Here is a 22204-nt window from a genome sequence, read left to right on the forward strand (position 1 = left end):
GGGGCCGCCCGGCTGTTCCCCCGTGGACTGCCGGGCGGTCCCTCCAGGGCCGTTCACCATAGTGGTGGGCCGCTGAGCCGACCCGTCTGCCCCCCGATGCGACGGATCGATGACTGAAGGGTGCAGGGCGGCGATAAACGATTGATGAACGACCCTGCGGCGTCAGGTCACGCCTGCCGGATCCAGAAGCTGGCGCACTGCTTCCGCTTCCGGCGATCCCAGCTCCTCGAAGACGGTCAGAGCCTCGCCCCAGCAGACCTGGGCCCGGTCGGTCTGCCCTATCACCGCGAGGGCCTGGCCGAGCACGGTCAGGATGTTGGCGCGACGCCACTCCCCGCCGATGCCCCGCAGGACGGCCAGGGACTGTTCCGCGTGGGCGGCCGCCTGGGCCCCCTCCTGTTCGGCCAGGTGGAGCTCGGAGAGGCGGAAGAGCGTCATCCCGTGCCACAACTGCTGCCGGCTCTCACGGAATATCTGCAGAGCCTCCAACAGCACGTTCCGGGCGTGATCCGTCCGGCCGCTGCCGATGAGCGCCAACCCGAGAGCGTACTTGCCGTTGGCCAGCCGGAGTGCCAGCCCCGAGGCGTCGTCCTCGTAGATGGCGACGCCTTCCCCGGCCAGCTGGACGGCGGTGGCGGTCCGGCCGGTCGCGAGGTGCACACGCGAGAGGTTGCACAGGGCGGCGGCCTCGCCGGGCTTGTTGCCGTCGGCCCGGAACGCGATCATGGCCTGCGTCAGGTGGGCTTCGGCGTCGTCGTGCCGGTTCTCGTAGAGGGCGATGATGCCCCGCTGGTTGGGCGCCTGCCCCTGGGACACCGCGTCCTGTGCCAGCCGCCCCAGCTCCAGCGCCCGGATCGCCTCGGCCTCGGCCTCGGCGAACCGCCCCGAGACGCTGTGCACATGCGACAGCATCGTCCGCGCCCTGGCCTCCGCCCGTGGCACACCCGCTGTCTTCGCCGCATCGCTGACCGTCTTCGCGGCCGTGGCGAACTGATGGGAGTTGGCACCGGATTCCCCCAGGTCGACCACGGCCATCAGCAGATCCGCGGCGCGCTGCGGCATACCGATGGCCGCCGACTGGCGCGCACAGGCCAGCAGCCCGCTCGATTCGGTGAACAGCCAGTCCAGTGCGGCTTCCCGCGTCGGGAAGGAGAGCCCCGGGTACTCGGTGGGCGTGAAGTGGTCGAGTACGCGCTCCCCGGGGCGCTCCAGCGCGTACACCCCCGCCGCCGTCGCCAGGTAGAAGTCCAGCAGCCGCGACAGCGCCGCCTCCCGCGCCGCCGGCTCCTCGTCCCGCTCCGCGCACGCACGCGCGTAGAGGCGGACCAGGTCGTGGTAGCGGTAGCGGCCGGGGGCGGCCGACTCCACCAGGCTCGTGTCGACCAGCGCCTCCAGCAGGTCCTCCACCGTGTGCGGATCCCGGTCCAGCAGGGCGGCGGCCGCGGCGAGGGAGATGTCCGGGCCGTCCGCCAGGCCCAGCAGGCGGAAGGCGCGGGCCTGGGCCGGTTCCAGCTGGCCGTAGCCGAGTTCGAAGGTGGCCTTCACCGCGAGGTCGCCCGCCTGCAGCTCGTCCAGGCGGCGGCGCTCGTCGGCCAGCTTGGCGGCGAGGACCGAGACCGTCCAGGTGCGGCGGGCCGCCAGCCGGGAGGCGGCGATACGGATGGCCAGCGGCAGGAAGCCGCACGCGGCCACCACGTCCAGGGCCGCTTCGCGCTCCGCGCCCACCCGCTCCGCGCCGACGATCCGGGTGAAGAGCTGGAGCGCCTCCTCCGGCGACATCACGTCCAGGTCCACCAGGTGCGCCCCGGCCAGGTCCACCATCCGCACCCGGCTCGTCACCAGCGCCGCGCACCCCGGCGTACCGGGCAGCAGCGGGCGGATCTGGGCGGCGTCGTGCGCGTTGTCCAGGAGGACCAGGACGCGCCGCCCGTCCAGCGTCGAGCGGTACAGCGCGGCCCGCTCGTCCAGCGTGTCCGGGATCGCCGAGTCCGCCGTCCCGAGCGCCCGCAGGAACGAGCCGAGCACGGTCTCCGGTTCCGCCGCGCGCGCCCCCGCCCCCTGGAGGTCCACGTAGAGCTGCCCGTCCGGGAAGTGCGGGCGGGCCTGGTGGGCGACGTGGACCGCCAGCGTCGTCTTGCCCACGCCGCCGATCCCGGCCACCGCGGAGACGGCCATCACCGAGCCCTCGGCGGTGGCCAGCCGACCGCCCAGCTCCGAAACGAACGCGTTCCGCCCGGTGAAGTCGGGGACCGTCGCCGGGAGTTGCGCGGGCCGCAGCGGCGCGGGGGCGGGCGCCGGCCGGTCGGCCGGGCGGGCCAGTTCCTCGTCGGCGGACAGGATGCGCTGCTGGAGCTGGGCCAGTTCGGGGCGCGGGTCGACGCCCAGCTCCTCGGCGAGGAGCCGGCGGGTGTCCGCGTACACCGCGAGGGCCTCGGCCTGCCGGCCGCTGCGGTACAGCGCCACCATCAGCAGCTCCCGCAGCCGCTCCCGCAGCGGGTGGGCGGCGGTGAGCGCGGTCAGCTCGGAGACGGCCTCCGCGTGGCAGCCCACCTCCAGGTCCAGATCGAGCCGGGCCTCGGTGAGCTGGAGCCGCCACTCCTCCAGCCGGGTCCGCTGGTTGTCCGCGTACGGCCCCGGCACCGAGGCCAGCGCCTCGCCGTCCCACAGGCCCAGCACCTTGTTGATCAGGGTGCGCGCCTGGCGGCGGTCGCCGGAGGCGCGGGCCTTCTCCGCCTCGACCGCCAGGTCCTGGGCCAGCGTCAGGTCGAGCGCGCCCCGGTCGATGCGGATCGCGTAGCCCCCGGACTCGCTCACCAGGGTGTCCTGGCCCAGCGACTTGCGCAGCCGGGAGGCGTACGTACGGATCGTGGCCAGCGCCTGCGAGGGCGGGTCCTCGCCCCAGAACGCGTCGATCAGCTCGTGCGCCGTGGCCGTCCGGCCCTCGCGCAGCAACAGGGCGGCCAGCAGGGCGCGCTGCTGGGGGGAGCCGGGGGGGAGCAGTTCGGAGCCCCGCCACACCCGTACGGGGCCGAGCACGGTGAACCTGAGGGTGTCCGCCGTACCCGGTCGCTCCGGGGCGCGCTGCTCCGGTACGCGCACGCGTGGCCCGTTGTCACGGTCCATTGATGCCCCCTGTCCTGCTCGCCTGCCGGTCCCGCTCGTCCGCGGACCCTGCCGGTGGTGCCCGCGGTCCGCCCACCCGCCCGCGCGGGGAGGGGCGTCGACGCATACGGACGGCGCGGTAGCGCCGGTATCGCGCTCAACAGTCTGCCTTGTCCCGGCCTGACTCGTCAGCAGTGGGTGACGCTCTGCACAAGCCCTCGACAACGATTCGGGAACCACGCGCCGGGCCGTGCGCCGCGTCCACGCGCGCACCGGGGTTGACGATCTGTCAGATCGGCGCCGCCGTGGGAGGGGTGGCGGCCTTCCCGGAGACCGCCCCGGGGGAGGGGGGAGGGCGGCGGCGGGGCGGCCGGCCGGCCCCGCCGCGGGGGCGTGGGCGTCCGGGGCGGCGGCGCCCGTACGGGAGGGGGGCCGTTCCCTCCCGCACGGGCGCGCCCGTCAGCCCCTCGCCACCGGCTCCTGGAGCTCCGTCACCCAGGCGCTCCGGTCCGGCGGGCACTCCAGGCTGACCTCGCGGGCGTACCCCGCGGAGCGGTAGCCGTGGGCGTCCAGCCAGCGGGCCAGGGTCTGGGCGGTCGGCAGGACGTCGTCCATCGCGCCCCGGTGCACGATCGTCGCCGCCTCGAACGCGGGCAGCTCCACCACGTTCACCCCGGTGTCCCCGACCGGGCCCACCGGGGCGGAGACGGTCACCCCGGCGTGCACGGTGATCGCGCCGCCGCCATCGGGGGCGTTCTCGTACCGGGCGATCCCGGGACCGGCGGGCCGGACGCCCGCGCCCTCCAGGAGCGGGAAGAGCCGTTCGTACAGCGGGCCGATGACCGGCCCGATGTGGTGCGGCTCGTAACTGTCCGCCGTCCCGGTCAGCTCGGCCACCCGGACCGCGGGAACGGTCTTGATCACGACGTCGTCGGCGGGCATGCGCCCCTCCCTCTCGATCGACCGGAGCCTCGCCTCGACCCCGGCCAGCCGCGTCGCCGCGGCGGCCATCGCCTCCTCCAGCTCGGCCCGGCGCAGCCGCAGCATGCCGCGCAGCTCCTCCGGTCCCACCTGCTCGTCCAGGACGGCCGCCACCTGCCGGAGCGTGAAGCCGAGGTCCTTGAGCGCGATGATCCGGTTGAGCCGGGCGAGCTGGGCCGCGCCGTACAGGCGGTAGCCGGTGGCGGGGTCGGTGCGGTCCGGGTGCAGCAGCCCCACGGCGTCGTAATGGCGCAGCATGCGGGGCGACACCCGCCCGTACCTGGCGAAGTCTCCGATGGTGAACATGATGGCTCCACTGCACCCCTTCACACGGGGTCAAGGTCAAGCGTCGTCGGACGCGCCCGGCGCTATCCGTGCCGTTTCGGGTCCAGCAGCTGTTCGCGCAGGGCCGTCAGCTGGTGCGACGAGCCGACCGCCCGATCCTCGTCCAGGGTGGCCAGCGCCAGGAGCAGTGCGTCGGCCACCAGCAGGCCGGTCAGCGACTCCGCCGTGATCCCCGTGGGGGTGTGCGGCGCGGTGAGCACCGCCTCGACCCGGTCCGCGTACGCCTCGCCCAGCTCGTCCGTCACCAGGACCACCTTGGCCCCGACCGAGCGGGCCCGCTCCATCAGGACCGACAGCTCCATCAGCCGCCGTCCCGGCTGGAAGACGACCACGGCGTCGCCCTGCCCGAGGGCGAGCAGCTGGTCCGCCAGGGCGAAGCCGGTCTCCGAGACCGCGCGGGCGCGGCGGCCGATCCGGCCGAGCGCCAGCGCCAGGTGCCGCGCGCCCGGTTCGGAGGCGGCGACCCCGTACGCGAAGACCTCGCGGGCCTCGGCGAGGACGGCCACCGCCCGCCTGAGGGAGTCCGGGCCGGTCAGCCGGCGGGCCTGGTCGATGCGCTCCTGGGCCTCGTCGAAGACGTCGGTCCAGATGGAGTCCAGGTCCTGGCCCACGTGGGCGATGCGCCGCTTGAGCCGCACCTCGGGGGCGACGGCCGAGGTGAAGTCGTTGGCCAGCTCCCGTTTCAGCGCGGGCAGACCGGCGTAGCCGAGGCGCTGCAGGGCCCGGACGACGGTGGCGTTACTGGTGGAGCTGACCGTGCCGAGCTGCTGGGCGCTGGCGAAGAGCAGCTGCTCGACCGGGGCGTTCACGAGGTACTGGGCCACTGCCCGCTCGGATGCGGACAGATCGTTCCATTGGTCACGAATGGCGGCACGGAGGCGCGTCACTCCGGTCTCGTTCTCTGGAATTTCCATTACAAGCATTGACTTCCGTGTGACCGGCGTTACTGTCCTGGGCAGAACGTTCCAAGGGGAACGCTTTCTGAAATCGACGTTACAGGACCGTTCCGGGCCCCGTCCGCCGGTAGCCGAAGCGTTCCGTCGCGAGGAGAACAATGGCACCCCTGCCCACGGAATCAGCCCCCGTCCCCGCCGGTTCCGCACCCCCGCCCGGGAATCCGGCCGCCCGGTCCCTCCCCGTGGTCGAGATCTCCGGCACCCCGCTGGAGCGCGGCCGCCAGTACGGCGAGGCCGTCCGCCCCCTCCTGCACGCCTCCCTCGCCTACTACGAGGAGGCGTTCGGCCGCTCCGCCGGACTCACCTGGGAGAAGGTCACCGCCCGCGCCGCCCGCTGGCTGGCGCCCGTCACCGCCTACGCCCCCCACCTCGTCGAGGAGATGCGGGGCATCGCCGACGGCGCGGGCGCCGGCCTGCTGGACGTCCTCGCGCTGAACGCCCGCGGCGAGGTCATCTACGACAAGTCCTTCGCCGAGATCACCGCCGACCGGGCCGGCCGGCCGGCCGAGGAGGAACCCGCCGAAGGCTGCACCTCGTTCGCCGCGTACGGCCCCGCCAGCGGCGACGGCCACGTCTACGCCGGGCAGAACTGGGACTGGCGGGCTGGGGTCGCGGACACCGTCGTCATGATCCGGATCGTCCAGCCGCCCAACCCCACCCTGATCATGCAGGTGGAGGCCGGACAGGTGGGCCGCCAGGGCGCGAACTCGGCGGGCATCGCCTTCAACGCCAACGGCCTCGGCGGCCGGTTCGACGACCGGATCGGCCTGCCCCAGACCGTCGTCCGGCGCACGGTCCTCGACCAGGGCAACATCGCGGACGCGCTCGACGTGCTCTGCCGCACCCGGGCCCACATCGCCAGCAACGCCCTCCTCACCTGCCGCGAGGGGTTCGCCATCGACCTGGAGACCACCCCCGCCGGGCACGGCTGGATGTACCCGACCGACGGCCTGCTGGTGCACGGCAACCACTACCAGGCCGGCGTCCCCGCCCCGCTGGCCGCCGCCGGATACCGCCCGATGTCCCCCGACTCCCTGGTCCGCGTCCCCCGCGCCGAACAGGGGCTGGCCGCCCTGCGCCACTCCACCGGCCCCGCGGAGTCCCGGGAGCTGATCCGCCGGGCGATGTCCGACCACCTCGGCCACCCCGAGTCCCTGTGCACCCACCCCGACCCGCGCCGCCCGGCCGTCGAGCACTGGACCACCCTCGTCTCCTCGCTTGCCGACCTCACCACCGGCGAGTACCTCGTGACCGCCGGAACCCCCTGCGACCGCGCGTACCAGCACCTCCCCTGGAACCTCTACGACGGACCGCACGGCGGCCCGGAAGCGACAGGAACCCAACCATGACCCACACCGCGCCCTCCCTCCGTTCCCCCGCCACCGCGCCCCGCCGGGCACGGCGCCGTACCGCCCCCGTCGCCGGAGCCGTCGTCGCCGCCCTGCTCGCCGCCGCCGGGTGCGGCGGCGCCGCCGAGCCCGCGGGCGGCGGCCCGGCAGCCGACGCCTCGAAGCTCACCCTCACCCCGACCACCCCCGCCGCCACGGGCGAACTGGCCGAGGCCCGCTGGCTCCTGGAGGACGAACCGGACTCCCTCGACCTGGACACCCAGGGCTCCAGCGCCGGCCGCGTCGTCCTCACCAACGTCTGCGAACGGCTCTACCAGCTCCAGCCGGACATGACCACGAAGCCGTTCCTCGCCGAGCGCGCCGAGACCCCCGACGACCGGACCCTCGTCCTGACGATCCGCTCCGGCGTCACCTTCCACGACGGCGCCCCGATGACCGCCGACGACGTGCTGTGGAGCCTTCGGCGGCACGCCGACCCGGAGATGGAGCAGGGCGACGAGTTCGAGAACGTGGCCTCCATGGAGAAGACCGGCGAGAAGGAGATCACCGTCTCCTTCAAGGCGCCCGACGCCCTCTTCCTCAAGGCGCTCGCCGGGGACGCGGGCATCGTCTGGAACCGGAAGCAGGTCGAGAAGGCGGGCCGCGACTTCGGCACCCCCGGGCAGCCCGACGCCTGCACCGGCCCCTACCGGCTGGCGAACTGGAAGTCCGGCGACTCCATCACCATCGAGCGCCACGACGGCTACTGGGGCGACGAACCGCTGACGAAGCGCGTCACCTTCCGCTGGGCCACCGACAGCGCCCTGGTCAACGCGCTGACCACCGGGGCCGCCGACGGCGCGTACGCCGAATCGCCCAACACCGCCGCCGCCCTCGCCGGCAAGAAGGGCCTCGCCCAGTACTACGGCCCCTCCACCTCCTCCCTCGTCCTCATCCCCACCGCACGCGGCGGACTGAAGGACCCGGCCGTGCGCCGCGCGCTCTCCCTCGCGCTCGACCGCAAGGGCATCGCCGCCTCCGGCTACGGCGGGATGGTCCAGCCCTGGTCCACCCCGGTCGGCTCCGGCGCCTGGGGCTACGGGAAGCCGGTCTTCGAGGCCGCCGCCCGCGCCGCCGACGCGGTCGCCCCCGCGAGCCCCGACGCCGACGACATCGCCGCAGCCAAGAAGCTGGTGAAGGACTCCGGCGTGGACGCGGGCGCCCCGATCGTCATCGGCACCGACGCGAGCCAGGGCCGCACCGTCGTCGCCAACGCCGTCCGCGCCGCCCTCCAGCGGATCGGGCTCACCGGGCGGATCAAGACCGTGCCCCCCGCCCAGTTCGAGCAGTTCTACAGCGACCCCGAGGCCCGGAACGAGATCGACGTCCTGGTCGGCGACTGGTACATCTCCAAGGCCGACCCGGTGGGCTTCTACGACAACGCGCTCACCGGCTCCTCCAACAACTGGGTCGGCTTCGCGGACCCCGGCTACGACGCCACGGTCAAGAAGGCGCTCGCCACCCTCGACGACGCCGAGCGCGCCGAGCTCGCCGCCGAGATCCAGAAGAAGTTCACCGACGCCGCCGTCTGGATCTCCGTCGCCCAGGTCCCCTCCGTCCTCGTCCTCGACGAGAAGCTGACCGGACCGCCCGCCTCCATGGCGTACCTCTACTACCCCTGGGCCGCCGACCTCGGCGCGCGGAAGGGCTGAACCGACGATGCTCGCCCGGATCTCCCGGCGGCTGGCCGGACTGCTGGCCACCCTCCTCACCGCCTCCTTCGTCATCTTCGCCGCCGTGTACGCGGCCCCCGGCGACCCCGCCGTCTTCCTGGCCGGCGACCGCGACAAACTCACCCCGGAGAAGCTGGAGCTGGTCCGGGCGCAGTACCACCTCGACGAACCCCTCGTCATGCAGTACGGCCGCTGGCTCGGCGACTGCCTCCACTTCGACCTCGGCCGCTCCTTCAAGTACAGCGACCAGGTGGCCGACCTGATCACCGCCCGCTTCCCGACCACCCTGGCCCTGGTGGCGTACGCGACCGTCCTCTTCGTCGTCCTCGGCGTCGGCGCGGGCATCCTCGCCGCCGTCCGGCGGGGCACCTGGGTGGACTCGGCCGTGGTCGGCGGCACGACGCTGGCGGCCTCGGTCCCCTCGTTCGTCTCCGCCATCGCGCTCGCCGCCGTCTTCGGCGTCCAGCTCGGCTGGTTCCCCGTCACCGGGGGAGGCGAGGGCTTCACCGGCACCCTGCACCACCTGACCCTGCCCGCCCTGGCGCTGGCGCTCGGCGCGCTCGCCGTCATCAGCCGGGTCACCCGGCAGGCGATGGCCGACGCCGGGGCCGCCGACCACGTGGAGGCCGCCCGCTCCTCCGGCATCCCGGAGCGCGAGATCGTCCGCCGCCACATCCTGCGCAACGCCCTGGGGCCGATCGTCACCATGTGCGGCCTGGTCATGGCCGGGATGCTGGCCGGGACGGTCGTCGTGGAGACCGCGTTCGGCATCAGCGGCATCGGCTCGCTGCTCGTCGGCGCGATCAACACCCACGACTTCCCCGTCGCCCAGGCGGTCCTGCTGCTCATGGTCACCGGCTACATCGTGGTCACCACCCTCGTCGACCTCGTCCACCCGCTGCTCGACCCGCGCGTGAAGGAGGCCGCCGTATGACCGCCCCGGCACTCGCCCCGGCCCTGGTGGAGACCCCACCCGCCCGCCGCCCCTACGGGACGGTCCTGGCGGGCGCGGTCCTCGGCCTGGTGGTGCTCGCCGCCCTCCTCGCGCCGCTGATCGCCCCGTACGCCCCCGACGCCATCGACCTCTCCGCCTCGCTGGCCGGGACCACCGGCGACCACCTCCTGGGCACCGACTCCTCCGGCCAGGACCTGCTGTCGCGGGTGCTGTACGGGGCCCGCACCAGCCTCGTCGCCCCGGCGCTCCTCCTCGGCGTCGCCGCGGTGCTCGGCATCGCGCTCGGCACCCTGGCGGCCTGGCGCGGCGGCTGGGCCGACACCGCCGTCTCCCGGCTCACCGACGTCATGTACGCCTTCCCGGGGCTGCTGTTCACCGTGCTGATCATCGCGGTCTTCGGCGCCGGGATGACCACCTCCGTACTGGCGCTCGGCCTCGCCTACACGCCGACCGTCGCCAAGTACACCCGGTCCGTGGCCCTTTCCGAGCGCCGCAAGCCCTACATCGACGCCTACCGCGTCCAGGGCATGGGCGGCCTGCGGATCTGCGCCTTCCACCTCGTCCCCAACCTCGGCCGCTCCGTCATCGGCTATCTGGTGGTCCTCTTCGGCGAGGCCCTGATGTCCCTGGCCACGCTCTCCTACCTCGGCTTCGGCGCCCAGCCGCCCAGCTCCGACTGGGGGCTGATGGTGCAGGAGGGACAGGCCGCCGTCGTCCAGGGGGCGCTGCTGCCCGCCCTGGTGCCCGGCGTCGCCATCGCCCTGGTGGTCGTCTCCTTCAACGTCGTCGGGGTCCGGGCCGCCGACCGACTCGCCCACGGGAGGTAGCCGCCATGCCCGACCCCACCGCGCGCCGCGCCGCGGCGCGACCCGCCGCACCGGGAAGTGACACCGTGCTCCTCGACATCGACCGCCTCACCCTCCGCCTCCCCGGCGCCGCCCGCCCCGTCCTGGACCAGGTCTCCCTGCGGGTCGCGAGCGGCGAAGTCGTCGGCCTGGTCGGCGAATCCGGCTCGGGCAAGTCCACGACCGCCAAGGCCGCCCTGCGCACGCTCCCCGAGGGGACGGTCCTCGACGGCTCCGTCCGGGTCGAGGGGAGGGACGTCCTCGCCCTGAGCGGCGAGGAGCTGCGCGCCCACCGGGCCCGGACCGTGGCCCTGGTCCACCAGGACCCGCGCGCCGCCCTCAACCCGGTCCGCCGCGTCGGGGACTTCCTCGTGGAACGGCTCGCCGCCGCCGGGGCCGGGGCGACCGGCCGGGCCGCCCGGGAGCGCGCCGTCGGACTCCTCGACGCGGTCGGGCTCGACGACCCGGAGCGCCGGGTCCGCCAGCGCCCGCACGAACTCTCCGGCGGCATGCTCCAACGCGTCGTCATCGCCGGCGCGCTGGCCGCCGAACCGCGGCTGCTGCTGGCCGACGAGGCCACCAGCGCCCTGGACGTCACCACCCAGGCGGAGATCCTCGCCCTCCTGCGCACCCTGCGCGCCGAACGCGGCCTGGGCCTGCTGTTCATCACCCACGATCTGCATCTGGCCGCCGCCTACTGCGACCGGGTGTACGTGATGTACGCGGGCCGGGTCGTCGAGGAACGGACCGCCGGGGACCTGTTCGAGCGGCCCCGCCACCCCTATACCCGGGGGCTGCTGGCCTGTTCCCCGACGCTGGGGGAGGAACACCGCGAGATCCGGCCGATCCCGGGGAAGCCGCCGTCGCTGGCCGACGCCTTCGCGGGCTGCCCCTTCGCCGAACGCTGCCCGGACGCCGAACCGGAGTGCGCCACCTGGCGCCCCGAGCCGGCGCCCCTGGACGACGACGGCGGCACGGGCTCCGCCGCCTGCCGCCGGCTGCCCGAGCTGATCCCCGTACCGAGCCCGCCCCGGCGGACCGGCCCCGTGACCGCGCAGAAGGGCGGCAGCCGATGACGCTCCCCTCGAAGCAGGACCCCGCGCCGCTGCTCGCGGTCGAGGGCCTGCGCAAGACGTACCCGCTGCCCGGGAAGGGCCGCCTCACCGCCGCCGACGGCATCGGCTTCACCGTTCCGGCGGGCGGCTCGCTCGGCATCGTCGGGGAATCCGGCTCCGGCAAGACGACCGTGGCCCGGATGCTGGTGGGCCTGGTCCGCCCGGACGCCGGGACGGTCCGGGTCGAGGGGCGGGCCCGGGGGCTCACCGCCCCGCGCGGGAAGGCGGCGCGGCTGGCCCGGGCGCGGGAGATCCAGATGGTGTTCCAGGACCCCTACCTCTCGCTCGATCCCCGGCTCACCGCCCGCCGCTGCCTGACCACCGCGCTGCGGCTGCACGGCCGCCCGGACGGTCTCGCGGACGGGCTGCTGGACCGGGTCGGCCTCGGGGCGCGCGAGGCGGAGGCCCTGCCGCACGGGCTCTCCGGCGGCCAGCGGCAGCGGCTGGCCATCGCCCGCGCGCTCGCCGTCGACCCGAAGGTGCTGGTGCTGGACGAGGCGGTGGCGGCGCTCGACGTGTCGATCCAGGCCCAGATCCTGCACCTGCTCGACGAGATCCGCCGGGAGACCGGGGTCGCCCTGGTCTTCGTCAGCCACGACCTGGCGGTGGTGCAGCACGTCACCGACGAGGTCGTCGTGATGCGGCGCGGCACGGCCGTCGAACAGGGCCCGACCGCCGACGTGCTGGCCGCGCCCCGCGACCCGTACACCCGGCTGCTGCTCGCCTCGGTGCCGCGCGCGGGCTGGGATCCGGCCGACGCGGTCGCCGCCCGGGCCGCCGCCGTCTGACGGGCGGCCCCGCACGGGCAGGAGCCCCGCTCCTCCGCCGGAGCGGGGGAGCGGGGCTCCTTGGGTACTGCTCTGTGCGACCGCGATCGGCCGACCCGGGCAACTAGGCCGGGGTGACGTTCTCAGCCTGCGGACCCTTGGGCCCCTGAGTGACGTCGAAGTTCACGACCTGGTTCTCCTCGAGGGAGCGGAACCCGGACGCGTTGATCGCGGAGTAGTGAACGAAGACATCCGGGCCGCCGCCGTCCTGGGCGATGAAGCCGAAGCCCTTTTCAGCGTTGAACCACTTGACGGTTCCGGTAGCCATAAGCCCTCCTTGGGCCAAAGGGTTGCCCTGCTCCAGAACCTGCAAACAAGTCTGAAAACTACAAAAGCCTGCGGGTTACATGCTCCGCAGGCTCTGTACTGCAAGGGAAACCAAACTGCAACTTGGCCGCGAGCCTAGCATGGGGGATCCGGAGAGCGGTAGAGGGAAAGATCACTTCACCCGTATGTTTGAACAGCTCCGCAGGACGTTCGGGGAGAGCCGTCCCGGAGCCCCTTCCGGAAGAGGCTCCGGGAGGCGGCGCGGACCGGCGTGCGGGCCCGGCGCGGGAGGGGCGCGCGGCCCCGGTGGCGCCCCCGGGCGGAGGCGGGTCTAGCCTCGCGATGTGGACAATTCAACCGTCTCCCCCCGTGAAGGCGACGAGAACCGTCGCAGCCGGCCCCGTGTCGGCCACATCCAGTTCCTGAACTGCCTCCCGCTCTACTGGGGCCTGGCCCGTACGGGAACCCTGCTCGACCTGGAGCTCTCCAAGGACACCCCGGAGCGGCTCAGCGAGCAGTTGGTCAAGGGAGACCTGGACATCGGTCCGGTCACCCTCGTGGAGTACCTGCGCAACGCCGACGACCTGGTGGCCTTCCCCGACATCGCGGTCGGCTGCGACGGACCCGTCATGTCCTGCGTGATCGTCTCCCAGCTCCCGCTGGAGCAGCTGGACCGGGCCCGCGTGGCGCTCGGCTCGACCTCCCGTACGTCGGTGCGGCTGGCGCAGCTGCTGCTCGCCGAGCGGTACGGGGTCCGGCCCGACTACTACACCTGCCCGCCCGACCTGGGGCTGATGATGCGGGAGGCGGACGCCGCGGTGCTCATCGGCGACGCCGCGCTCCGCGCCAACCTGCACGACGCCCCCCGCCTCGGGCTCCAGGTCCACGACCTGGGCCAGATGTGGAAGGAGTGGACGGGGCTGCCGTTCGTCTTCGCCGTCTGGGCGGCCCGCAAGGACTACCTCGCCGCCCACCCCGAGCAGGCGGCCCGGGTCCACGAGGCGTTCCTGGCCTCCCGGGACCTCTCCCTGGAGGAGGTCGCCAAGGTCGCGGAGCAGGCCGCCCGCTGGGAGGCGTTCGACGCGGAGGTGCTGGAGGAGTACTTCACGACGCTCGACTTCCGCTTCGGGCCGGACCAGCTCGCCGGCGTCCGCGAATTCGCCCGCCGGACGGGACGGGACACCGGCTATCCGGCCGACGTCCGGGTGGAGCTGCTCGGCGGCTGAGCCGTTCCCCGGGGGGAATTCGCTTTTCCCCCGGAAGAGGGCGGGGAGGCGCCGGGGCGGCGGGAGAGGAGAGCCGGACAGGCGTCCGGGAAGAGGGCCTCGCACCGGCGTCCCGATACCGCGCCCGGGAACGGGAAACCGTGTGCGCCATCCGCTCCGGATACCGTTCCGGATAGGGAATGGGGGCGGGGGGACAGCGCATTCGCGCCTTTCCCCCCGGGGAAATGATCCCTTCCTGACCGGAGAAGGGGGAATGGTCCGGCCGTTTCCCGGTGACCGCGCCGGTGGCGCCCCCTAGGCTTCGGTCCGGGCCCGGACCGTCCACCGGCTCCGCCGTCCACGGGTCCACCGTCCGCAGGGTTCACAGGGGGAGTCCAACGATGCAGCCGCTGGAAGCGGGCGAACCGCACACCATCGGCGCCTACCGCCTGCTCGGCAGGCTCGGCGCGGGCGGCATGGGCCGGGTCTATCTGGGGCGCAGCGCGGGCGGACGCACCGTCGCGGTCAAGGTCGTCCACCCCCATTTCGCCCTCGACGAGCAGTTCCGCGCCCGGTTCCGGCGCGAGGTGGAGGCGGCCCGGCGCGTCGGAGCCCAGTGGACCGCGCCCGTCCTGGACGCGGACCCGGACGCGCCGGTGCCGTGGGTGGCGACCGGGTACGTGGCCGGGCCGCCCCTCTCCCAGGCGATCACCGAGCACGGCCCGCTGCCCGAGCACGCGGTACGGACCCTGGGCGCGGGCCTGGCCGAGGCGCTGGCCGCCGTCCACGGCCAGGGCATCGTCCACCGCGATGTGAAGCCGTCCAACGTGCTGCTCGCCCTCGACGGGCCCCGCCTCATCGACTTCGGTATCGCGCGGGCGCTCGGCGCGACCGTCTCGCTCACCTCCACCGGGGTCTCGGTGGGTTCGCCCGGTTACATGGCGCCCGAGCAGATCCGGGGCCGGGACGTCACCGGCGCGGCCGACGTCTTCTCGCTGGGCGCGGTCCTCGCCTACGCGGCGACGGGCGAGGCCCCCTTCCCCGGCGACTCCTCCGCCGTCCTCCTCTACAAGGTGGTCCACGAGGAGCCCGAGCTGGGCGACCTGGAGGGCGAGCTGCGCGAGGTGGTCGCGGCCTGCCTGGCCAAGGACCCGGGGGACCGCCCCGCCCCCGCCGGCCTGGCGCGGGCGCTCGCCCCGGAGGGGGCGGCGGCGATGGTGGCGGGCGGCTGGCTGCCGGGCCGGCTGGTGAGCGAGGTCAGCCGCTCCGCGGTGGCGCTGCTGGACCTGGAGCCGCAGGACGGGCCGGTGCAGTCGGGGCCCGTGCCGTTCAGCAGCGCCTCGCTGGGCGCCGGGCCGGGAACGGCCGCACCGGGCCGGGGCGGCCCGTTCGGACCGCCGGTCCCCCCGCCCCCGCAGGACGCGGCGTACCGGCCGCAGCGCCCGGCGCAGGAGGCGCCGTACGGGCCGCCGCGCCCGCAGGACGAGGCGTACGGGGCGCCCCGCCCGCAGGAAGCACGGCAGGAAGCTCCGCAGGACGCGCCGTTCAGGGCGCCGCACCCGCAGGACGACCTGTACGGCGCACCGCACCCGCAGGACGACGCGTACGGGACGCCGCCCCCGCCTCCGCCCCCGGCACCCCCGCGCGCGCGGCCCGCCTCCGCCTCGCCCCCGCCCCCCACGCACGCCGGGACCTACCGGCAGAGCAACGGCGACCGGGGGGCCGGCCCGGGCGGCCTGCCGGGGCAGCGCACCGCCGACCCCCGCTTCTCGGTGACCGTCGGCGCCGAGGACCGGCGGGGGGCCGGGGAGCGCCGCGGCCGCCGGGTCAGCTGCACCGTCGCCCTGGCCGTGGCGGGCGCGCTCGCCGTCGTCACCCTCGGCACCGGCCTGCTCGACGGCCTCTTCCCGGACGGCGACGCCGACCGGGGCACGGACGCGGCGGGGAAGCCGTCCGCCTCCGCCTCCGTCTCCCCGCCGGCCGGCGAGAAGCCGTCGCCCACCGGCACCGGCGACGCGGGCGGCGCCCCGGTCCGCGCGCTGCCGAAGGCGTACGTCGGCACCTGGCAGGGCCCGGTCACCGAGCGGACGACCGGACAGCCCCACGGCACGCTCACCGCCGTCTTCACCGAGGGGAAGCGCGGCGCGCGGGTCGTCCGGATGAGCACGACGATCTCCCAGTTCGGCACCACCGTCACCTGCAACAGCGTCGGCACCCTCGTCTCCGGCACCGCGAAGGAGCTGAACATCCGCGAGGCCACCGACCCGGACCGCCCCAGCACCCCCGGCCTGTGCACCACCACCGAGGCCGACCTGGTTTTCCGCCTCACCGGTGACGGCGCCCTGGACTACCGCTCGAAGGAACGCGCCGCCGGCCTCCCGTACGGCAGGCTCACCCGGTCCGGCGGCTGATCGCGCAAGGGGCTGGCGTACGCTGGATCGGTCCGTGGATCGTCGAAGAAACCGCCGAAAGGTGACAGCCCGGTGACCGAGAAGGCCGACCTTCAGCCCGTCCTCGACCGAGCCGCCGAAGGCGGTCGGATCACCCCCGAGGAGGCGCTCGACCTCTACCGGTCCGCGCCGCTGCACGCCCTGGGCGCCGCCGCCGACGCCGTGCGCCGCCGCCGCTACGCCGGTACGGAGCACATCGCGACGTACATCATCGAGCGCAACATCAACTACACCAACGTGTGCGTGACGGCCTGCAAGTTCTGCGCCTTCTACGCCCCGCCCAAGGACACCGCCAAGGGGTGGACCCGGGACCTCGACGACATCCTGCGCCGCTGCGCGGAGACCGTGGAGCTGGGCGGCACCCAGATCATGTTCCAGGGCGGCCACCACCCGGACTTCGGCGTGGAGTACTACGAGGAGCACTTCTCCGCGATCAAGAAGGCGTTCCCGCAGCTGGTCATCCACTCGCTGGGCGCCTCCGAGATCGAGCACATGGCCCGGATCTCGAAGGTCTCCGCCGAGGAGGCCATCCGTCGCATCCACGCCGCCGGGCTCGACTCCTTCGCGGGCGCGGGCGCCGAGCTGCTGCCCGCCCGGCCGCGCACCGCCATCGCCCCGCTCAAGGAGTCCGGCGAGCGCTGGCTGGAGATCATGGAGATCGCCCACGGCCTCGGCGTCGAATCGACCTCCACCATGCTGATGGGCACCGGCGAGACCAACGCCGAGCGCATCGAGCACCTGCGGATGATCCGGGACGTGCAGGACCGCACCGGCGGCTTCCGCGCCTTCATCCCGTACACCTACCAGCCGGAGAACAACAAGCTGAAGGGGCAGACGCAGGCGACCCTCTTCGAGTACCTGCGGATGATCGCCATCGCCCGGCTCTTCCTCGACAACGTCGCCCACATCCAGGGCTCCTGGCTGACCACCGGCAAGGAGGTCGGCCAGCTGTCGCTGCACTACGGCGCGGACGACCTCGGCTCGATCATGCTGGAGGAGAACGTCGTCTCCTCGGCCGGGGCCAGGCACCGCTCCAACCGGCTGGAGATCATCGACCTGATCCGCAAGGCGGACCGGGTTCCCGCCCAGCGCGCCACGACGTACGAGCACCTCGTCGTGCACGACGACCCGGCGATGGACCCGGTCGACGAGCGCGTCGTCTCGCACATCTCCTCCGTCGCGATCGAGGGCGGCACGGCCCACCCGGAGCTCAAGCTCCTCAACGCCAACTGACACCCCTGTGCTGACGATCCACGCCGCGCCCCTGGTCCTGCCGGTGGGCGCGGCGGCCGTCGCGGACGGGGCGGTCGCGGTGGACGGGGACCGGATCGCCGCCCTCGGCCCGTACGCGGAGGTCGCCGCCGCCCACCCGGCCGCCCGGGTCCGCCGCTGGCCCGGCCTCCTCACCCCCGGCCTGCGCCAGGACCGCCCCGCCGACCTGCTCGCCCGCTGCTACCACCCGGACCCCCGCGAGGCCGACGAGCTGGGCGAACTCCCGCTGTGGGGTCCGGCGTTCGACCGGATCGCGGCGACGATGGACGCGACCCGGCGGGCGGGCAGCGTCCGGCGCGGTCTCCAGCGGATGCTGCGCCACGGCACCACGCACCTGGCGGGCCCCTTGGGCGCGGACGACCCGGCGCTGCGCACGGCCGTCGCCCGGTCGGGGCTGGTCGTGGTCCCGCCGCCGCCCGTACGCGAGGGCCCGCCGGACCTGGACCCCTTCGCGGCCGGCGGCGGCCTGGCCCGTACGGCGGGCGCCCCGCTGACCGTGGGCGGCCGGGCGGACCTCGCGGTCTTCGACGTGCCCGACGAGGGCGCGCTGTACGCGGCGGGCGCGGGCTCCTGTGTGGCGACGGTCCTCGCGGGGCGGCTGGTGCACCGCGCCCGCTGAGGCCCCGTCGCCCGGAGCCGGCTCCGTACGGGAGGTCAGGTCACGGCACCTTCGGGCCGCCCAGGTAGCGCCCCTTCGCGTCGTACGGCCAGGCGTTGGCGACGCACCCCTTCAACCCGTCGATCTGCTGCATCATCGCGGGCGCGGGGCGGCCCTTCCCCGGGCACGTCTCGTGGCCGCGCCCCAGCCAGTGGCCGACCTCGTGGTTGACGATCAGCGCCCGGTACTCCGCGACGGGCCCGTCGAACTGCGGCGAACCGAGCTGCCAGCGCTTCAGGTTGACCATCACCTTCTCGCCGCCCCGGCAGTTGACCTCGCCGCGCGTCTTGAGGCCGTACGCCCCGCACATCCGGTCCGTGGTCGCCGGGGTGGCGATCCGGATCACCAGCCCGGCCGACCCGTCGGCGACCTGGCGGAACGTGTGCTCCCCGTCGTGGCCCCAGCCGCGCGGATCGGCGAGGACGGCGGCGATCTCCTCGGCGGCCCGGTCGGGGTCGACGCCGATGCCGTCCTCCACCTCCACCCGGTACGCGCTGCCCTCGCCCTTCGGGGCGACGCCCGCCCGGGCCACGGTGAACGTGCCGGGCCCCGAGGCGGGGATGTCCCCGGCGTCCGGATCACCATCGGGCGAAGAGGACGTGGACGGGGTCGGGGCCGGCGGGGGAGGGGGCGCAGAGGCGCCCTCCAGCGGCTCGGACGCGTTGTCCGGTCCGCCCGCCGGAGCCGCGGCGGACGGAGCCGCGTCCACCGGACCGCCCCCGTCCTGCCAGGGCCGGCCGACGAGCAGCGCCGCGCCCGCCAGGACCGCGAGCGCCAGCACGGCGAGCGAGACCGCCCGCCGCCGGTTCCGCTGCTGCCGCCGCCGCACCCGCGACCGCGCGGCCGACCGGGAGCGGGGGGCGGGCGGGGAGCCGGTCCCGGCGCCGCCCGGCGGCCGGGGCGGCGGCACGCGGAGCCGGAACGTTTCCTCGTCGGGGGCGGGCGATCCGTACGCGGGCGGGAGGGTGCCGGTCGTGCGGCGACGCGTCACGCGGCGGCCCCGCTCCACGGCACCGGGTTGGCGTCGGCGTACGCCACCAACTCCCGGAACCGCGGGCTCTGGACGGCCCGGACCAGATCCCCGGCGGTGACCGGGGCGTCGCCCGCACCGGCCGGAGCGGGCGAGACGGAGAGCGACACCGTGCTGCGGCCGTACCGGTAGTGGAGGGACACCTCCGTGCCCGTCCGGCCCTCGGCGGCCTGCCGGTGGACCCGCGCGGGCGTCCCGTCGTCCAGGGCGATGTCCTCGCAGGTCAGCCCCTTCTCCGGGAGGTCGCGGCAGACGGGCTTCGCGCTCCCCGTCTCCGGGTGCACCGACAGGTGGACGGCGCGGACGACGGCGCCGCGCCGCGCCCGGTAGCCCGTCGGGTCGTCGCCGGCCGGCAGGACGGTCCCCACCGAGGCGGGCAGCAGGGCGTCCAGCGCCCCGGCCGCCCACTGCCGGAAGTCCTCCAGGCGCCGGGCCTCCCGGGAACCGCGAGCGGGCGGGGCGGAGAGGGAGGGCGTGGGCGGGCCGGGGGGCACGGGCAGCACGGGGGTGGCGGTGGGGCTCGGCATGTCGGGGCGTGGCTCCGTACGTCGGGGGGTGGGGGTGGTGGGTGTGGGGGCGGGCAGGGAGAGAGACGGCGCGGCTGGTGAGGCGGGTTCCGTGTTCGGGCCCGACAGCAGCCGGGGGCCGAGCACGGAGAGGCCGAGGGTCAGGCCGGTCACCGCGACGAAGGCGCCCGCGACCCTGTACGCCCGGCTCCGGGCGCGCCGCCGGTAGCCCTCGCGTACCGCCTCGGGGACCAGATCGGACGGGAGGGACAGGGGGCCGACGGTCCGGTGCAGCGAGTCCCGGAACAGCTCCTCGTCGGACGGGTCCACGGCGTGGGCGTCCGCACCGGACGTGCGGGGCGTGCCGGGCGTGCCGGGCGGCGGGTACGCGTGCGGTTCAGGGGTCATGGCCGGCCCTCAGCTTCCGGTGGAGTAGAGCTGGACGTCGCCCATCCGGGCGCGGAGGCGGACGAGCGAACGCGAGCACTGGCTCTTGACCGTCGACTCGCTGCACCGCAGCAGCGATGCCACGGTCTCCACGCTCAGGTCGTCCCAGTAGCGCAGGACGACCATCGCCCGTGCCCGGGGCGGGAGTTCGGCGAGCAGGGCGAGCAGGGTGATCCGGAGGTCGGCGCCCGGCGCGGGGTTGGGCTGCGGGCGGTGCGCGATGCGGTGGTGGGCGAGCAGATCCCGTACGGAACGGCGGCGTTCGGCCACGAAGGTGCGGACGAGCACGGTTTTGGCGTAGGCGTCGAGATGGTCGGCCCGGCCGGCCCGGCGCCAGTGCTGGAACAGCTTGGCGAGGGTCGTCTGCGTCAGGTCCTGCGCGCCCTCGACCTCTCCGCACAGCAGGTAGGCCGTCCGGTACAGCCGGCGTTGCGCGTCCCGGGCGTACGCCTCGAACGCGGCGCGCTCGCCGTCCGCCATGGCGGGCTCAGCCTCCGCCGGCATGCGCCCTCCCCTCGCTCGTGCTGCTTCCCCGCCCCCGGCGGCCCTCCCCGGCGACCGCCCCCGGCCGGACTCCCACCCCTTACAGAGCAGCCGTGTGCCGAAAAGGTTGAAGAGTAGTGAAGATCAGTTCGAGGAGGCGTCGGCGGGGTCCGCGTCCGCCCGCCTCCGCCTCGCCGGGTCACGGAGCCCGTCGCCCTCACGGGCGACCGCCCGCGCCGGTCCCGGGGGCCCGGCTGCTTGAATGGAAGGGTGACCCGAGCCTCCCTGGAAAAGCAGCCGCACGAAGTCGCCTCGATGTTCGACGGTGTGGCGGCCAACTACGACCTGACCAACGACGTGATCTCGCTCGGCCAGGCCCGGCTGTGGCGCAAGGCGGTGGCCCGCGCGGTCGACGCCCGCCCCGCCCAGAAGATCCTCGACCTGGCGGCCGGGACGGCGACCTCCTCACAGCCCTTCGTGAAGGCGGGCGCCTACGTCGTGCCGTGCGACTTCTCGCTCGGCATGCTCAAGGTCGGCAAGGAGCGCCACCCCTGGATGCCGTTCACGGCGGGCGACGGCATGAAGCTACCGTTCAAGGACGGGACGTTCGACACCGTCACGATCTCCTTCGGGCTGCGCAACATCCAGGAGACCGAGGTCGCGCTGCGCGAGCTGTACCGCGTGACGAAGCCGGGCGGCCGGGTCGTGATCTGCGAGTTCTCCCAGCCGACCTGGGCGCCGTTCCGCACGGTCTACACGGAGTACCTGATGCGGGCGATCCCGCCGGCCGCCCGCGCGGTCTCCTCCAACCCGGACGCGTACGTCTACCTCGCCGAGTCCATCCGCGACTGGCCCGACCAGCCCGCCCTCGCCGCACTGCTCCAGAAGGCCGGCTGGTCGAAGGTGGCCTGGCGCAACCTGACCGGCGGCGTGGTGGCCCTGCACCGGGCCACCCGCGCCTGACCCCGTCACGGCCGGTACCGCCTGACCCCGTCACGTCCGGAATCATCCGGCCCCGTCACGTCCGGAACCATCCGGCCCCGTCACGTCCGGAACCACCCGGTCCCGTGACGGGCGGTCCTTGCGCCCCCGGCCTCACAGCTCCAGGCGGAAGCAGACGGCCACCTGGCCGCGCGGGGTGTCGTACGACTCGGCGCGCCGCATCCCGAGCCGTTCCGCGACCGCCATCGACCGGGCGTTACGGGAGTGGATCATCGCGACCACCTCGCCCACCCCCGCCGCCCGTACCCGCTCCAGCGTGGTGCGGGCGGCGGCGGAGGCGTACCCGCGCCCCCACGCCGCACGCCCCAGCCGCCAGCCGATCTCGGTCGCGCCGACCGGCCCGTAGTGCGTGTGCGGCCACGGCTGCGCCCCGGTGAAGCCGAGGACCGCGTCCTCCTCGTCCGTGACCGTCCACAGGCAGTAGCCCAGCTCCGCGTCGTGCCGCCGCTGGCGCGCGGTCAGCTCCTCGTACACGCAGAGGTCGGCCCGGCGGCCCCCGAAGAACTCCATCACTTCGGGGTCGTCGAACACCCGGTACCAGCTCAGGGCGTCTTCGTCGGTCGGAACCCGGAGGCGTACGGCGGGGGCCGAGGAGTGGGGCGTGGCAGGCGCGATCGACATGGGGGAGCCCTTCGGAGGGTTGGTCTGCAGGCCCCCATAGACTGCACGGGACATGTGCCGCGCGGCACGCGAATTC

Annotated in this window: 19 protein-coding genes; 11 read left to right on the plus strand and 8 right to left on the minus strand. The window is 74.5% G+C overall.

Features of this window, described 5'->3' with window-relative positions; all coding sequences use genetic code 11:
- Positions 1-162: 162 nt before the first annotated feature.
- The 3 genes from ACH4K1_RS01155 to ACH4K1_RS01165 form a co-directional block, all read right to left on the minus strand.
- Complete coding sequence (locus tag ACH4K1_RS01155; protein WP_398085205.1) at positions 163-3123, minus strand: AfsR/SARP family transcriptional regulator; 2961 nt, start codon at positions 3121-3123, stop codon at positions 163-165.
- A gap of 438 nt (positions 3124-3561) precedes the next feature.
- Positions 3562-4389 (minus strand): MerR family transcriptional regulator, encoded by an 828-nt coding sequence (locus ACH4K1_RS01160; protein WP_398085208.1) that lies wholly within the window; start codon positions 4387-4389, stop codon positions 3562-3564.
- Positions 4390-4451: 62 nt separating this feature from the next.
- Positions 4452-5351: a MurR/RpiR family transcriptional regulator gene (locus tag ACH4K1_RS01165; protein ID WP_374228922.1), complete on the minus strand. Its 900-nt coding sequence runs from the start codon at positions 5349-5351 to the stop codon at positions 4452-4454.
- A 131-nt stretch (positions 5352-5482) separates the two neighbouring features.
- Here ACH4K1_RS01165 and ACH4K1_RS01170 point away from each other — a divergent pair, with 131 nt between their 5' ends.
- From ACH4K1_RS01170 to ACH4K1_RS01195, 6 genes are read left to right on the plus strand one after another with little or no spacing between them, the layout of a single operon-like run.
- The gene (locus tag ACH4K1_RS01170) at positions 5483-6733 is read left to right on the plus strand and encodes a C45 family autoproteolytic acyltransferase/hydolase (protein ID WP_398085211.1); all 1251 of its coding nucleotides are present in this window, start codon (positions 5483-5485) and stop codon (positions 6731-6733) included.
- The gene (locus ACH4K1_RS01175; RefSeq protein WP_398085214.1) at positions 6730-8424 is read left to right on the plus strand and encodes an ABC transporter substrate-binding protein; all 1695 of its coding nucleotides are present in this window, start codon (positions 6730-6732) and stop codon (positions 8422-8424) included. The genes ACH4K1_RS01170 and ACH4K1_RS01175 overlap by 4 nt, the downstream gene beginning before the upstream one ends.
- Before the next feature lie 7 nt (positions 8425-8431).
- Entirely contained in the window at positions 8432-9379 is a 948-nt protein-coding gene (locus tag ACH4K1_RS01180; RefSeq protein WP_398085216.1) for an ABC transporter permease, read from the plus strand.
- Positions 9376-10227, plus strand: a complete 852-nt coding sequence (locus ACH4K1_RS01185) for an ABC transporter permease (protein WP_398085219.1) — start codon at positions 9376-9378, stop codon at positions 10225-10227. The genes ACH4K1_RS01180 and ACH4K1_RS01185 overlap by 4 nt, the downstream gene beginning before the upstream one ends.
- A 5-nt stretch (positions 10228-10232) precedes the next feature.
- A complete protein-coding gene (locus ACH4K1_RS01190; protein ID WP_398085222.1) occupies positions 10233-11321 on the plus strand; it encodes an ABC transporter ATP-binding protein in 1089 nt (362 codons plus the stop codon).
- Positions 11318-12148, plus strand: a complete 831-nt coding sequence (locus ACH4K1_RS01195) for an ABC transporter ATP-binding protein (protein ID WP_398085224.1) — start codon at positions 11318-11320, stop codon at positions 12146-12148. Before ACH4K1_RS01190 ends, ACH4K1_RS01195 begins: the two co-directional genes overlap by 4 nt.
- A 103-nt stretch (positions 12149-12251) precedes the next feature.
- On the opposite strand, the gene ACH4K1_RS01200 is transcribed toward ACH4K1_RS01195, so the two are convergent.
- Entirely contained in the window at positions 12252-12455 is a 204-nt protein-coding gene (locus ACH4K1_RS01200) for a cold-shock protein (protein ID WP_003967102.1), read from the minus strand.
- A 343-nt stretch (positions 12456-12798) separates the two neighbouring features.
- Here ACH4K1_RS01200 and ACH4K1_RS01205 point away from each other — a divergent pair, with 343 nt between their 5' ends.
- From ACH4K1_RS01205 to ACH4K1_RS01220, 4 genes are all read left to right on the plus strand, one after another.
- Positions 12799-13680, plus strand: coding sequence for a menaquinone biosynthetic enzyme MqnA/MqnD family protein (locus ACH4K1_RS01205; protein WP_398085227.1), 882 nt, complete (start codon positions 12799-12801; stop codon positions 13678-13680).
- Between the two features lie 380 nt (positions 13681-14060).
- The gene (locus ACH4K1_RS01210; protein ID WP_398085229.1) at positions 14061-16070 is read left to right on the plus strand and encodes a protein kinase; all 2010 of its coding nucleotides are present in this window, start codon (positions 14061-14063) and stop codon (positions 16068-16070) included.
- 72 nt (positions 16071-16142) lie between these two features.
- On the plus strand, positions 16143-17342 hold the full coding sequence (gene mqnC / locus ACH4K1_RS01215; RefSeq protein WP_398085232.1) for a cyclic dehypoxanthinyl futalosine synthase: 1200 nt from the start codon (positions 16143-16145) through the stop codon (positions 17340-17342).
- Positions 17343-17349: 7 nt separating this feature from the next.
- Positions 17350-18000 carry an imidazolonepropionase-like domain-containing protein gene (locus ACH4K1_RS01220; RefSeq protein WP_398085234.1) on the plus strand — a complete coding sequence of 217 codons (651 nt, stop codon included), beginning with the start codon at positions 17350-17352 and terminating at the stop codon, positions 17998-18000.
- 40 nt (positions 18001-18040) lie between these two features.
- Here the strand turns inward: ACH4K1_RS01220 and ACH4K1_RS01225 are convergent, their stop codons facing one another.
- From ACH4K1_RS01225 to ACH4K1_RS01235, 3 genes are read right to left on the minus strand one after another with little or no spacing between them, the layout of a single operon-like run.
- Positions 18041-19030, minus strand: coding sequence for a DUF3152 domain-containing protein (locus ACH4K1_RS01225; protein WP_398085237.1), 990 nt, complete (start codon positions 19028-19030; stop codon positions 18041-18043).
- Positions 19027-19983, minus strand: a complete 957-nt coding sequence (locus ACH4K1_RS01230; protein WP_398085240.1) for a hypothetical protein — start codon at positions 19981-19983, stop codon at positions 19027-19029. Before ACH4K1_RS01230 ends, ACH4K1_RS01225 begins: the two co-directional genes overlap by 4 nt.
- A 9-nt stretch (positions 19984-19992) precedes the next feature.
- Positions 19993-20502 (minus strand): SigE family RNA polymerase sigma factor, encoded by a 510-nt coding sequence (locus tag ACH4K1_RS01235; RefSeq protein WP_398086540.1) that lies wholly within the window; start codon positions 20500-20502, stop codon positions 19993-19995.
- A gap of 273 nt (positions 20503-20775) precedes the next feature.
- Here ACH4K1_RS01235 and ACH4K1_RS01240 point away from each other — a divergent pair, with 273 nt between their 5' ends.
- The gene (locus ACH4K1_RS01240; protein ID WP_398085243.1) at positions 20776-21468 is read left to right on the plus strand and encodes a demethylmenaquinone methyltransferase; all 693 of its coding nucleotides are present in this window, start codon (positions 20776-20778) and stop codon (positions 21466-21468) included.
- 132 nt (positions 21469-21600) lie between these two features.
- On the opposite strand, the gene ACH4K1_RS01245 is transcribed toward ACH4K1_RS01240, so the two are convergent.
- Complete coding sequence (locus ACH4K1_RS01245) at positions 21601-22128, minus strand: GNAT family N-acetyltransferase (protein WP_398085246.1); 528 nt, start codon at positions 22126-22128, stop codon at positions 21601-21603.
- Positions 22129-22204 lie beyond the last annotated feature (76 nt).

It is taken from the genome of Streptomyces sp. NPDC017448 (genome assembly GCF_044330565.1).
In the GTDB taxonomy this organism is placed as follows: domain Bacteria; phylum Actinomycetota; class Actinomycetes; order Streptomycetales; family Streptomycetaceae; genus Streptomyces.

Coding starts and splice junctions, on each gene's coding strand:
- ACH4K1_RS01155 (WP_398085205.1), bottom strand. CDS start 3,123: ATGGACCGTGACAACGGGCCACGCGTGCGCGTACCGGAGCAGCGCGCC.
- ACH4K1_RS01160 (WP_398085208.1), bottom strand. CDS start 4,389: ATGTTCACCATCGGAGACTTCGCCAGGTACGGGCGGGTGTCGCCCCGC.
- ACH4K1_RS01165 (WP_374228922.1), bottom strand. CDS start 5,351: ATGCTTGTAATGGAAATTCCAGAGAACGAGACCGGAGTGACGCGCCTC.
- ACH4K1_RS01170 (WP_398085211.1), top strand. CDS start 5,483: ATGGCACCCCTGCCCACGGAATCAGCCCCCGTCCCCGCCGGTTCCGCA.
- ACH4K1_RS01175 (WP_398085214.1), top strand. CDS start 6,730: ATGACCCACACCGCGCCCTCCCTCCGTTCCCCCGCCACCGCGCCCCGC.
- ACH4K1_RS01180 (WP_398085216.1), top strand. CDS start 8,432: ATGCTCGCCCGGATCTCCCGGCGGCTGGCCGGACTGCTGGCCACCCTC.
- ACH4K1_RS01185 (WP_398085219.1), top strand. CDS start 9,376: ATGACCGCCCCGGCACTCGCCCCGGCCCTGGTGGAGACCCCACCCGCC.
- ACH4K1_RS01190 (WP_398085222.1), top strand. CDS start 10,233: ATGCCCGACCCCACCGCGCGCCGCGCCGCGGCGCGACCCGCCGCACCG.
- ACH4K1_RS01195 (WP_398085224.1), top strand. CDS start 11,318: ATGACGCTCCCCTCGAAGCAGGACCCCGCGCCGCTGCTCGCGGTCGAG.
- ACH4K1_RS01200 (WP_003967102.1), bottom strand. CDS start 12,455: ATGGCTACCGGAACCGTCAAGTGGTTCAACGCTGAAAAGGGCTTCGGC.
- ACH4K1_RS01210 (WP_398085229.1), top strand. CDS start 14,061: ATGCAGCCGCTGGAAGCGGGCGAACCGCACACCATCGGCGCCTACCGC.
- ACH4K1_RS01230 (WP_398085240.1), bottom strand. CDS start 19,983: ATGACCCCTGAACCGCACGCGTACCCGCCGCCCGGCACGCCCGGCACG.
- ACH4K1_RS01235 (WP_398086540.1), bottom strand. CDS start 20,502: ATGGCGGACGGCGAGCGCGCCGCGTTCGAGGCGTACGCCCGGGACGCG.
- ACH4K1_RS01245 (WP_398085246.1), bottom strand. CDS start 22,128: ATGTCGATCGCGCCTGCCACGCCCCACTCCTCGGCCCCCGCCGTACGC.